This window comes from Kitasatospora sp. NPDC058046 (assembly GCF_042885595.1).
In the GTDB taxonomy this organism is placed as follows: domain Bacteria; phylum Actinomycetota; class Actinomycetes; order Streptomycetales; family Streptomycetaceae; genus Kitasatospora.
On the sequence record NZ_JBHVRS010000007.1, the window covers coordinates 368,784 to 381,933 of the forward strand.

General features: G+C 70.9%; 8 protein-coding genes. 4 read left to right on the plus strand and 4 right to left on the minus strand.

The annotated features are described in order from the left end of the window. Positions 1–73 precede the first annotated feature (73 nt). Positions 74–6,598, plus strand: coding sequence for an RHS repeat domain-containing protein (locus ACFVU7_RS17865; RefSeq protein WP_388045887.1), 6,525 nt, complete (start codon positions 74–76; stop codon positions 6,596–6,598). Positions 6,599–6,601: 3 nt separating this feature from the next. Further along, positions 6,602–7,375 (plus strand): hypothetical protein, encoded by a 774-nt coding sequence (locus ACFVU7_RS17870; protein ID WP_388045889.1) that lies wholly within the window; start codon positions 6,602–6,604, stop codon positions 7,373–7,375. An 85-nt stretch (positions 7,376–7,460) separates the two neighbouring features. Here ACFVU7_RS17870 and ACFVU7_RS17875 read toward each other — a convergent pair whose 3' ends face one another. Further along, positions 7,461–7,835 carry a winged helix-turn-helix domain-containing protein gene (locus ACFVU7_RS17875; protein WP_388045890.1) on the minus strand — a complete coding sequence of 125 codons (375 nt, stop codon included), beginning with the start codon at positions 7,833–7,835 and terminating at the stop codon, positions 7,461–7,463. Then, positions 7,832–8,530, minus strand: a complete 699-nt coding sequence (locus tag ACFVU7_RS17880; protein ID WP_388045891.1) for a hypothetical protein — start codon at positions 8,528–8,530, stop codon at positions 7,832–7,834. The genes ACFVU7_RS17875 and ACFVU7_RS17880 overlap by 4 nt, the downstream gene beginning before the upstream one ends. 147 nt (positions 8,531–8,677) lie before the next feature. Here ACFVU7_RS17880 and ACFVU7_RS17885 point away from each other — a divergent pair, with 147 nt between their 5' ends. Further along, entirely contained in the window at positions 8,678–9,271 is a 594-nt protein-coding gene (locus ACFVU7_RS17885; RefSeq protein WP_388045893.1) for a DUF4291 domain-containing protein, read from the plus strand. Between the two features lie 35 nt (positions 9,272–9,306). On the opposite strand, the gene ACFVU7_RS17890 is transcribed toward ACFVU7_RS17885, so the two are convergent. Continuing rightward, positions 9,307–9,822 carry a DinB family protein gene (locus ACFVU7_RS17890; protein ID WP_074006049.1) on the minus strand — a complete coding sequence of 172 codons (516 nt, stop codon included), beginning with the start codon at positions 9,820–9,822 and terminating at the stop codon, positions 9,307–9,309. Positions 9,823–10,158: 336 nt separating this feature from the next. Here ACFVU7_RS17890 and ACFVU7_RS17895 point away from each other — a divergent pair, with 336 nt between their 5' ends. Beyond that, a complete protein-coding gene (locus tag ACFVU7_RS17895; RefSeq protein ID WP_388045906.1) occupies positions 10,159–12,366 on the plus strand; it encodes a M4 family metallopeptidase in 2,208 nt (735 codons plus the stop codon). Between the two features lie 205 nt (positions 12,367–12,571). Here ACFVU7_RS17895 and ACFVU7_RS17900 read toward each other — a convergent pair whose 3' ends face one another. Beyond that, on the minus strand, positions 12,572–13,051 hold the full coding sequence (locus ACFVU7_RS17900; protein ID WP_074006051.1) for a hypothetical protein: 480 nt from the start codon (positions 13,049–13,051) through the stop codon (positions 12,572–12,574). Between the last annotated feature and the right edge of the window lie 99 nt (positions 13,052–13,150).

Sequence of the window (13,150 nt, forward strand, 5' to 3'; positions counted from 1 at the left end):
TGGGCCGGGCGGCTTCCTGCCGCCCGGCCCACGGTCCGTCACACCCGTTTTCCCCTGAGGAGTTGTTCCCCACATGAGCAGGAAGAGGTCGGTGCCGAGGCCGACCCGCACCAGAGTGTCCGCGATCATCGCGGGCACGCTGGTCGGGTCGCTGCTGCCGGCACTGCCGCTGGCCGCCGTCGCGGCGGCCGCGGAACCGTACACCAAGCCCTCGGCGGTCTCGCCCGAGAAGCCCGTCAAGGGCTCGGACGCGAAGACCAAGGGCCGCAAGGCCGACACCACCGTCAGCACGGTCGACGGCAAGCACGGCGCCCTGCCCGGCGCGGGCAGCGCCACCGTCGACGTCCCCGGCGAGAAGGGCAAGGCGGTCAAGGCCGACAAACTGCCCGTCGCCCTCTCCTCCGCCGGCGCGGCGGGCAAGGCGAAGGTCGAGCTGCTCGGCCAGGACGCCGCCGCCAAGGCCGGGATCAACGGCCTGCTGCTGACCGTCTCCGGCGCCGACGAGAACAGCGGCCTGGCCGTCGACTACTCGTCCTTCGCCCAGGCCGCCGGCTCCGGCTTCGGCTCCCGGCTGAAGCTGGTCCGCCTGCCCGAGTGCGCGCTGACCACGCCCGACCTGCCCGAGTGCCGGGTGCAGACCCCGCTGCCGGGCGGCAACGACGTGGCGAAGCAGACCGTCGCCGCCGACGCCCTGACCACGGCCCCGGCCGGGTCGATGCGGCTGGCGTCCGCGCCGGGCGCGATGGTGCTGGCCGCCACGGCCGGCAGCGCCGGTCCGAGCGGCGACTACAAGGCCACGCCGCTGACCCCGGCGTCCTCCTGGTCGACCTCGCTGAACAGCGGGTCGTTCAGCTGGTCGTACGACATGCCGCTGACCACGATGCCCGGCGGGCTGACCCCGAAGATCGGCCTGTCCTACAACTCCGGCGCGATCGACGGCCGGACGGCCAACAGCAACAACCAGGCCTCCTGGGCCGGTGACGGCTTCGAGCTCTCCCCCGGCTTCGTCGAGCGCAGCTACAAGGCCTGCGCGGACGACGGGGCGCCCAAGACCGGCACCAACAGCCCGGGCGACCTGTGCTGGGGCACCGACAACGGCACCATCAGCTTCGGCGGCCACTCCGGCGAGCTGATCCCGGTCTCCGGCGACGAGTGGCGGATCAAGGGCGACGACAACACCAAGGTCACCCGCCTGCGCGACACCGGCCGGGGCAACGGCGACAACGACGGCGAGTACTTCCGCGCCACCACCGCCGACGGCACGAACTACTACTTCGGCTACAACCGCCTGCCCAACTGGGGCGCCGGCAAGCCGGAGACCAAGTCCGTCTACACCGTGCCGGTGTACGGCAACAACGCGGGCGAGCCGTGCAACGGCGCCGACTTCGCGTCCTCCTGGTGCCAGCAGGGCTGGCGGTGGAACCTGGACCTGGTGGTCGACGCCCACGGCAACGACATCACCTACTGGTACACCCCCGAGACCAACAACTACGGCCGCAACCTGAAGGCCTCCGACCGCACCCCCTACATCCGGGGCGGCCGTCTGGACCACATCGAGTACGGCCAGCAGCAGGACGTCTACTCGGCCACCGTCAAGCCGATGGGCCGGGTCGACTTCGGCACCGCCGAACGCTGCCTGGAGACCAACGCCGCGCTCTGCGACCCGGCGAAGATCGACGCCAACCGGCAGTACTGGTACGACACCCCGTGGGACCAGAACTGCAAGGACGGCACCGACTGCACCGGCCAGTCCTCGCCGACCTACTTCACCCGGACCCGGCTGACCTCCGTCACCGCCAGGACGCTCCAGGCCGACGGGAACTACGCCGCGGTCGACACGTGGACCCTGAACCACAAGTGGGGCACCGCCGACTTCGACTACCAGCTGCTGCTGGACTCCATCCAGCACACCGGGTCGTCCGCCACCCCGGCGCTCACCCTGCCGAAGACCGGCTTCGCCTACAAGCAGCTGGCGAACCGGCTCGACAGGGTCGGTGACGGCCGCATGCCGTTCATCAAGCAGCGCCTGGGCACCATCACCGACGAGCAGGGCGGCCAGCTCGACGTCAACTACTCGGCCGCGGCCTGCGACTGGAACGCCCTGCCCACGCCGCAGACCAACACCACCCGCTGCTTCCCGCAGATGTACCAGCCGTCCAACGACGTGCCGGTGACCACGGAGTGGTTCAACAAGTACGTCGTCGAAGCGGTCATCGCCACCGACCGCACCGGCGGCGCGCCCGACATGGTCACCCACTACAGCTACCTCGGCGACGCCGCCTGGCACTTCGACGACGAGGACGGCCTGACCCCGGCCAAGCTCAAGACCTGGTCCCAGTGGCGCGGCTACGCCCACGCCCGGGTCGAGACCGGCGGCGTGACCGGCATGACCACGCAGGCCGACCACTACTTCCTGCGCGGCATGGACCAGGACCGCGACAACCCCGGTGACAAGAACAGCAAGCGCGGCGTCACCGTGGACGACGGCCAGGGCACCGTCCTGACCGACGACCAGGCCTGGGCCGGCTACGAGTACCGCAGCGAGCAGTACGACAAGCCCGGCGGCGTGATCCTCTCCAAGTCCGTCAGCACCCCGTGGAAGAAGGAGACCGCCAAGCGCTCCAACGACTGGGGCACCACCACCGCCAACCTCACCGGCACCCAGGCGACCCGGTCCTTCACCTCCCTCGACAAGGGCGCCGGAGCCTCCTGGCGCGAGACCCGCACCGCGACCTCGTTCGACGGCTACGGCCGTACGACGCAGACCGAGGACCTGGGCGACGTCGCGGTCGGCACCGACGACACCTGCACCCGCACGACGTACGCGGACAACACCGCGGCCTGGATCCTCACCGGCAGCATCCAGATCGAGATGGTCGCCGCCAACTGCTCGGCGGCCGTGAACCGCGACACCCAGGCGGACGGCACCTCCGCGGTGCTGTCGGACATCCGCACCCGCTACGACGGCCAGGCCTACGGCGCGGCTCCCGTCAAGGGCGACGCCACCACCGTGCACGCCCTGAAGTCCCGCTCCGGCAACCGCGCCACCTACCTGGACGGGACGACCCACTACGACGCCTACGGCCGTGCCGACAGCACCACCAAGCTGGCGTCCACCACGGTGTTCGACACCACGGGCGCCACGGGACCGGTGACCACCGCCAGCCCGCTGGCGCAGACCACCACCACCGGCTTCGCCCCGGCGAACGGCCGGCCGACCAAGGTCACCACGACCGGGCCTCCGGTGGTCGCGGGCACCCCCGCCACCGCCATGGTCTCCGTCACCGACCTCGACCTGCTGCGCGGCCAGGCCGTCGACACCGTCGACGCCAACAACCGCCGCACCGACTCCCAGTACGACGCGCTCGGCCGCACCCTCAAGATCTGGCTGCCGAACCGGTCCAAGGGGACCGGCCAGACCCCGAACCACGAGTTCGGCTACACCGACAACGACGGCCAGATCCGGGTCGTCTCCACCAAGGCTCTCAACGCCGACGGCTCCCAGGCCACCGCGTACACCCTGTACGACGGTCTCGGCCGGGCCCGTCAGACCCAGTCCCCCGGGGACAACGGCGGCCGGGTCCTGACCGACACCTTCTACGACGAGCAGGGGCAGGCCGCGCTCGCCTACGCCGGCTACTACGCGACCGGCGCGGCCTCCGGCACCCTGTTCAAGGTCGAGGACGCCACCGGCGTCGAGACCCAGACCGCCGTCGCCTTCGACGGCCTCGGCCGCGTCGTCAAGTCCACCACCCTGGCGGGCAACGGCGTCGGCACCCCGATCGCCACCACGCTCACCGAGTACGGCGGCGACCGGGTCACCGTCACCCCGCCCACCGGCGGCACGCCGGCGACGACCGTCACCGACGCCCGCGGCCGGACCAGCGAGATCCGCCAGTACCGCGGGGGCTCCCCCAGCGGCGCCTACGACACCATCCGGTACGGCTACGACCCGGCCGGACACACCACCCAGCTGACGGACCAGTACGGGACGCAGTGGAACTGGACGTACGACCAGCAGGGCCGTCAGGTCAAGACCGTTGACCCCGACTCCGGCACCTCGGTCAAGACCTACGACGACCGCGGCCGGCTGGCCACCAGCCGGGACGGCAACAACCAGACCCTGGCGTACGCCTACGACAACCTCGACCGGCAGACCGAGCTGCACTCCGGCTCCGTGTCGGGTCCGCTGCTCACCTCGCAGACCTGGGACCCGTCCGGCAACAAGGGCCTGATCTCCTCGGCGACCCGGTACTCCACCGTCGGCGGCACCACCTACCCGTACACGACCACCTGGTCGCTGTACGACGCGCTGGGCCGCCCGACCCGGACCACGCTCAGCGTTCCGTCCGTCCCCGGCCAGGAGGCCCTCGCCGGGAGCTACGTCAGCGGCACGATCTACCGGCTCGACGGCAAGCAGCAGAGCGTCAGCTACCCGGCGGCCGGCAACCTCGCCGCCGAGTCGGTGGCCTACGGCTACGACGCCCTCACCCGGATGACCACGGCCCAGGGTCTGAGCAGCTACCTCACCGGCCAGACCTACAGCCTGACCAGCAAGCCGCTGCAGAGCACGCTGTCCGACGGGACGGCGAACAAGCAGCTCTACCTCACCAACGCCTACGAGTGGGGCACCCAGCGGCTGGCGTCCAGCCGCACCGACCAGTACGGCGTGGCGAGCCCGCTGCGCGCTGCCGCCTACACCTACGACCAGGTCGGCAACGTCACGTCGATCAGCGACACCTCGCGCGCCGGCACCGACCGGCAGTGCTTCCAGTACGACTACCTGGCCCGGCTCACCGAGGCGTTCACCCCGAGCGGCACCGGCTGCCCGGCCACGCCCGACGCCAAGGCGCTCGGCGGCCCGGCCCCGTACTGGACCAGCTGGCAGTTCAACCCCGACAGCACCCGGGACACCCAGACCCGGCACGACACCACCGGAGACCCCGCCAAGGACGTCACCACCAAGTACAACTACCCCGGCGCGACGGCCGCCCAGCCGCACACCCTGAAGGGCACCAGCGGCGCCGGCGTCCTCGCCGAGACCGCCGGCTACGACCCGGCGGGCAACACCATCGCCCGCCACCGGGACCTCGCCGCCGGAGCCACCAGCGACCAGGCGCTGACCTGGGACGCGGAGGGCAAGCTCGGCAAGGTCGTCGACACCGTCAAGAACGGGCCCGTCACCAGCACGAGGACGACGGAGTACCTCTACGACCCCAGCGGCAGCCGGCTGACCTCGCACGTCCTGGACAGCGCCAACCCGGGCGCCGAGAACTGGACGCTCTACCTCGGCACCACCGAGCTGACCCTGACCAAGGGCGCGGCCAAGCCCGTCGCCACCAGGTACTACTCGCTGGGGCAGGCCTCGGCCGTCCGGACCGACGACAACAAGGTCGCCTTCCAGGTCGCCGACCACCACTCCACCGCCGAGCTGAACGTCGACGCGTCGACCGGCGCGGTCGCCCAGAAGCGGACCACGCCGTACGGCGAGCAGCGCGGCGCGGCACCGGCCACCTGGTCGGGCAGCCACGGCTTCCTGGGCGGTGTCACCGAGCCCACCGGGCTGGTCCACCTCGGAGCGCGTGACTACGACCCGTCCCTGGGCCGGTTCCTCAGCATCGACCCGGTGTTCGACCCGGCCAGCCCCAAGGAGCTGAACGGGTACGCCTACTCGGGCGGCAACCCGACCAGCACCAGCGACCCCGACGGCCGCAAGATGTGCGCCGACGACTGCTCCGGCAACGACATGGCGCTGCACGGCTGGGTCGGCATGAACGGCACGTTCCACGAGCCGACCATGGGCGACCAGTGCGTCACCAACTGCACCGACGGCGGTGACGACGACGAGGCTCCCAGTACCCGTGGCGGCGGTGGCGGCGGCGGTGGCGGCGGTGGATCGACGTCCCCGAGCAAGACCACTTCGGGCAGCCCGGAGAACCGCAAGAAGTGGCACGAGGCCCGGGTGGCCTGGCTGATGCAGCCGGACAACCCGATCATCGGCGAGTACCTGGAGAAGATCCGGGAGATCAACAAGAAGTACTGCCACCGCTCGGCCCGGGACGGCTGCCAGTGGGCCAACCTGGCCCAGGACATCGTCGACAAGAACTACGTCGAGGACATCGCCGGCCGGATCGACGAGTCCGAAACCCCCTTCGACGAGCAGCGGTTCAAGACGCTGACCAAGAAGGGGAGCAACCTCACCACCTGGTCGCTCAGCAACAGCGAGTACGCGATAGCCTTCGAACTGGCCCGAGGCGGCTCCCATGTCAAGGCGACGCTGGACGACGGCGGAAAGTCCGGCAAGGGCTTCGACGCCTGGGTCGACGGGGTGCCGTCCGAGTTCAAGGAGACCAAGCCCGGACCGACCGCGGTCCACGACAACATGAGGAAGTCCAACGGGAAGGGCGCCGTACGCACCTACATCAAGATGCCGGACGACTACTCCGCCAAGACGGCCATGGCAAGCCTGGACGACTACCTGCGGAGACGGAGTTCGGACTTCCAGGAGTACCACATCTGGGCGGCCGGAGACCCGGGGGGCTGGCACATCGACGGCAGGATCGGCGGCGACTACAAGTGCAAGGGCCACGGGTGCTGAGCCGTGTCGACTGATGCCGCCATCCTGGTGAGACGACCGTCCGGTCCCGCTCTCACCGCCCAGGAGATCGCCGACGTCCTGGTGCCGGTCAGCGACCCGCTCACGGCACCGTGGCACCACCGCGTGGGCACGGACGGATCGAAGTTCCGGATCCGGCTGAGCGCCGATCCCGGTGACCTCGCCGGGCCCGCCGTCGCCGGGCCTCCCGGCGACGGGCAGCGTGACTACGACTGCTTCATCCACGTCTCCATCTACTGGACGACCGAGGACACCGACGACAGCCTCGGTTCCCTGCGGGCGTTCTGCCGGTCCCTCGTCGCCGAACTGCACGGCGCGTGGCCGGAGGCGGAATCGGCGTTCGAGGTCGATGACGCCTACAGCTACCGGATCCTCCCGGAGCTGTCGGAAGGTGTCGTCGACCTGCGGCTCGGGAGCGAGGCTCCACTGACCGCACCGGGCTTCTCCCTGGTCGAGGCGGCCAACCGCGCCGCCTCGGGCACCGGACTGGTCTTCACCGAGGACGAGCCCGGCCGGCACCTCGCCCCGTCGGAGGACGCGGGTGACTCGGTGACCTACACCGTGTCGTCCCGTGCGGAGGAACTCCCCTTCGCCGCCGGGGCCCGCTCCGGCGCCGCCCCGGTCGACGCCCGGCAGCTGGACGGGTTCACCGAGCGCCTGCTCGCCGAACTCGCCCGGCACACCGCCGGCGCCGACCTGGCGTGCTGGGTGAACGACCGGCTCTACCGCTACGAGGTGGAGCTGACCCCGCTCGGCTGACCGGACGGGAAACACGCAGGGCGGCAGCACCGGCCGAACCGGTGCTGCCGCCCTGCGGCACGTCCGGGGGCCTCCCGGAGTGATCTCAGTGGGGCGCCGGGGCGGCCGCGGGGCCGGGGTCGGTCGTCCCGGTGGCTCCCCCGTCGGGTTCCTCGGCTCCTTCGAGGCGGTGGATCAGGCTCCGGAGTGCCGCGATCTCGTCGTGCAGGGCCTTCTTGCCGGCCCTGGTGAGCTGGATCCAGGTGCGGGCGCGCTTGCCCTCGTAGCCCTTGTCGATCGTGACCAGGCCGGCCTTCTCCAGAACGCCGAGGTGCTGGGAGAGGTTGCCGGCGGTGAGGCCGAGGGTGGTGCGCAGGAAGGTGAACTCCACCCGCCGGGCCTCCTTGGCGACCGCGAGGATGCCCAGGCGGACGCGCTGGTGGACGACGTCGTCGAGGCCGCTGGTGGGGTGCTCGGTCATGCGGCCGACCGTCCCTGGGCCCGGTGGTGCAGCAGGGCGAGGGCGATCCCGCCGAGCAGCAGCACGCCGCCTTCCAGCAGCACGCCGGGGAGGAAGGACCACGGGGACAAGCTGGGAAGGTCGTCGGAGGAAAGCATGGCGATCAGGTATCCGCAGGTCACGGCGAGGAGCGGCCAGCTGCGCTCGATCCAGGCGAGCAGCAGCAGCGCCAGACCGATCGTGCCGGCCGGGCTCATCAGCGTGTCGGCGACCGCGGAGAGCGGTCCCGGCTGCCCGTAGAGGTCGGCGAGGAAGCCCGGGTGGGACACCGTCCACACCTGGTCGGCGGTCATGAGCAGGGCGAGGACGACGCCCAGCACGAGGTACGGCCGGATCCGGGTGCCCAGGCCGAGCCGGGCGGACCGGCGGAGGTAGAACCAGCTGATCGCGGCGTAGGAGAGCAGCAGCGCCACCGGCCAGTACCACATGGCGGGGGGAAGGGAGTTGACGCAGACTCCACCCAGGCCGTAGCGGGGCGCGTCGCAGGGGCCCTGGCCGTACCGCACGATCGGTATCGCGCCGAACCTCACGGCGGCGAAGGCCAGGAGCGGGAACCACGCGCCGCGTTGCTCACGGCGGACGCGCTGGATCACGGCGCCGGTCGCTGCCAGGAGGTGCCGGGGGTCGCTTGAGGGCTGAACGGGTTGAGTCGCCATGAGGACCAGGTTTGCATGACAAACTAATTGTGTCCAGAGATCAGTTTGCGAACTGGCCGTACGCGGCGGGCGGTTGACGGGCACACACCCCCGCCGAGCTGGGAAAATCGCTGGCGCGAGGTGCGTTGAAGGCCGACCCTGGTCACCGTGTCAGAACCGAAGCACCAGATCCGTGCCCTCCACACCGACTCGACGGTGACCGTCTACCAGGCGTACGCGCCGGAGATCGGGCTGCCCAGCGCTCGGGACGGCCGCTTCCCGGCGGCGTGGAAGCGGGACCGGATGACGTGGATCAAGCCGTCGTTCCTCTGGATGATGTACCGCTGCGGGTGGGCGAGGAAGGAGGGCCAAGAGACCGTCCTGGCGGTCGAGATCACCCGCGAGGGCTTCGAATGGGCGCTGCGGAACAGCTGCCTGTCCCACTACGAGCGCGGGCTGCACCCCGACCGGGCCTCCTGGCAGCGCCGGTTGAAGAGGTCCCCGGCGCGGGTGCAGTGGGATCCGGAGCGCGATCTGCACCTTCAGCCACTGCCCCACCGGTCGCTGCAACTCGGCCTGGCCGGGGAGGCGGCCGCGCGCTACGCGGAGGAGTGGATCGTCGCAGTCGAGGACGTCACCGCGCTCGCGCACGCGGTCCACGACCGGGTGCGGGACGGGGAGTTGGAGGCCGCCCGGCAGCTCCTCCCCGCCGAACGCCCCTACCCGGCGGGCGACGCGCTGCTCGCCCACCTGGCCGGGTGAGCCGGCGGGCGCACCCCGCCCGCCGGCTCCGGGCGTCAGCCGGTGGCGCCGTCGGTGAGCTCGCGGACGATGTCCAGGTGCCCCGCGTGGCGGGCGTACTCCTGGAGGACGTGGAACAGGATCCAGCCCAGGGTGGGCCGCGGGGTGCCGTCGTCGGGGAAGCGGCCGCCGGGTGCGGCGACGGTGGACAGGGGCGTGCCCGACACGACGGCCCGGGTGTGCTCGCCGCCCGCGTGCAGCGCGGCGAGGAGTTCGGCGGCCGTTTCCTCCGGTCCGACGTACCAGCGGTCCTCCGGGCCCCGGTCGCCCCAGGGCGCCGGGACCTGCTCGGCGCGGAAGCCCCAGCGCAGCCAGCGCTGCTCCATGTGGACGAGGTGCTTCAGCAGTTCGAGCATGGTCCATCCGGAGGGGAGCCGGCTGGCGCGCAGCTCCGCGTCGGACATCCCCTCGGTCTTGGCGCCGATCACGGAGCGGTAGTAGTCGAGGTAGTCGAGCAACAGCTCGCTGGGGTCGGAGAGTTGCTGGTCGGGCTCGGGCAGGGAGATCGTCATGGGCCGAGTCTGCCACGGCGCCGTGCCGGTACCCACGACAGCGCGGTGCACCGGTTTTCCCCCCGCATTGCTCGCCTTCTGGCGAAGAATTACCTCCCCATTACGTCATTGGCGAAGGTATTCGGCCAACTTGTTGCACAAAGGGTGACGCGTTCAGACCAAAAATGACACTGTTCCTTCCCATCTCATTCGAACCACCAGCTCTACCGGGCGGCGTCACCCCAGGCCGCCCGGCTGACTCCGGCCCCCGAACCCGGGCCGTCGCAGAAGGAGTTCCGTGTGACTCGATCCCCCCGAAAGTCCACCGCCGCGGGCGCGTTGCTAGTCGGCGCCGCGATGGTCGTGGCCGCCCTGACGCCCGGCGTCGCCGCCGCCGACACTCCTGCCGGGACTCCCGCCGAGGCCCCCGCCGGGGTCCAGGCCTTCGCCGGCGCGATGCCGGTGCAGCTGTCGCCCGAGCAGCGCGGCGAGCTGCTGGCCTCCGCGGACGCGTCCCTGGCGAAGACCGCGAGGTCGCTGAACCTGGACGCGAAGGAGGCACTGGTCGTCAAGGGCGTCACCAAGGACGCGGACGGCAGCCTGCACACCCGCTACGAGCGGACCTTCGACGGACTCCCGGTGCTCGGCGGCGACCTGGTCGTCCACACCGCCCCCGACGGCACCACCAGGGGCGTCATCAAGGCCACCGAGGCGGACATCGCCGTCGACACCACCCCCAAGGAGAGCGCTGACGCGGCGAAGGGCCTCGCGCTCGACAGCGCCGGGAGCGCGAAGGTCACGGAGGCCGCGGCCGACGACGCCCGCAAGGTGGTCTGGGCCGCGTCCGGCACCCCGCGGCTCGCCTGGGAGACGGTGGTCACCGGTACGCAGGAGGACGGCACGCCGTCCGAACTGCACGTCATCACCGACGCCGACACGGGCAAGAAGATCTTCGAGTACCAGGGCATCGAGACCGGCGTCGGCACCAGCAAGTACTCGGGCCAGGTCACCATCGGCACCTCGGCGGTCGCCGGCGGCTTCGCGATGACCGACAACACCCGCGGCGGCCACAGCACCTACGACCTGAACGGCACCAGCGGCACCAGGACGCTGTTCACCAACCCGACCGACACCTGGGGCGACGGCACCGTCGCCAACCGGCAGACCGCGGCCGTCGACGCCGCCTACGGCGCCCAACTCACCTGGGACTACTACAAGAACGTCCACGGCCGCAACGGCATCAAGGACGACGGCGTAGGCGCCTACACCCGGGTCCACTACGGCAAGAACTACGTCAACGCGTTCTGGTCCGACGCCTGCTTCTGCATGACCTACGGCGACGGCGCGGGCAACGTCAAGCCGCTGACCTCGATCGACGTCGGCGCCCACGAGATGACCCACGGCGTCACCTCCGCCACCGCGAAGCTGGTCTACAGCGGCGAGTCCGGCGGCCTGAACGAGGCCACCTCCGACATCATGGCCGCCGCGATCGAGTTCTGGGCCGACAACCCCGAGGACAAGGGCGACTACCTGGTCGGCGAGAAGATCGACATCCGGGGCGACGGCAGCCCGCTGCGCTACATGGACAAGCCCTCCAAGGACGGCCGCTCCAGGGACTACTGGTCGGCCGACGTCGGCTCCGTCGACGTCCACTACTCCTCCGGCCCGGCCAACCACTGGTTCTACCTGGCCTCCGAGGGCAGCGGCGCCAAGACCGTCAACGGCGTGGCCTACGACTCCCCGACCTCCGACGGCCTGCCGGTGACCGGCATCGGCCGGGACGCGGCGGCCAAGATCTGGTACCGGGCGCTCACCACCTATATGACCTCGTCGACCAACTACGCGGCCGCCCGCACCGCCACCCTCCAGGCCGCCGCCGACCTGTACGGGAAGAACAGCACGACGTACCAGAACACCGCCAACGCCTGGGCGGCCATCAACGTCGGCCCGCGCGTCGTCGACGGCCTCCTGCTGGAGCCCGTCACCAACCAGATCACCGCGATCGGCACCTCCGCCGACCTCGGGATCGAGGCCTCGAACCTCAACCCCGGCATCGTCACCTACCACGCGACCGGCCTCCCGCTGGGCCTGACGCTCCACCCGGTCACCGGCCGCGTCACCGGCGTCCCGGCCCTCCCGGGCACCTACACGGTCACCGTGACCGCCCAGAGCTCCCACCGCGGCAGGACGTCGACGACGTTCACCTGGCGGGTCTCCCCGGGCATCTTCGCGAACAGCACCTCCCTGCCGATCCCGGACGGCGGCCCGGCGGTCTTCTCCGACATCGTCGTCGACCGGCTCCAGGGCCAGGCGCCGAGCGACCTCAAGGTGAGCGTGGACATCAAGCACACCTGGCGCGGCGACCTGGTCATCGACCTGGTCGGCCCGGACGGCACGGTGTACTCGCTGAAGAAGGGCAGCTTCAGCGACTCGGGCGAGAACGTCATCGAGACCTACACGGTGGACGCCTCCGCCCAGCCCGCCAAGGGCACCTGGCGCCTCCGCATGCAGGACACGTACCGCGGCGACTCCGGCCACCTCGACGGCTGGAAGCTCATCTTCTGACCGCCCCCGCACTGAGCACGGACCACTGAGCACGGACCACTGAGCACGGCCCCCTGAGCACGGACCCCTGAGGTGATCCGGTCGGCGAGAGCACGTCCTCGCCGACCGGATCACCTCTTGCACGTGCGGCACGGACCGCCACCCACGGACGGTCCGGGTCAGCGGGTCAGCGGGTCAGCCGGTCAGCCGGTCGGCGGGCCTGGGGTCAGCGGGCCAGGAGGAACTTGGTGGTCGGCACGTTGCGGACGGTGGCGCAGTCCAGGTTCGACGTGGTGGCGCTGTAGGTGAAGCCGCTCGGGACGCTGCACGCCCACATGCCGCTGACCGGGACGCGCAGGTGGAAGGTGGTGGACGGGACGCCCTGGGTCAGGCTGCACGTGGTGGACGAGCCGGCGGCGTCGTAGGTGAAGCCCGGGGCGGTCGAGCAGGCGGTGAGGCCGTCGACGGGCGTGCGCAGGTGGTACTGCGGCGAGTTCCAGCTGCCGCCGCCGCTACACGTCCGGCTGAAGACGACCCCCTCGTAGACGTAGCCGGAGGGGACGGAGCAGGCCCAGGTGTCGTCGAGCCCCGTGGTGGCGGCGGTGGCCGGTGCCGCGGTGACGGCCCCGCTGAGCAGCAGGGTGAGCGCGGCGAAGGCGGCGAGCAGCGCGGTGCGTGCGGTACGTACGGTTCGTGCGACGGACATGTCTTCCATACCTTTCTTCGTGGGATCGTTCTGGTCATTCGTAAGATCAGGGCACCCAGGGATGCCGGGTGTGGCTGTCATGTCATTGCCGCGTCCGTG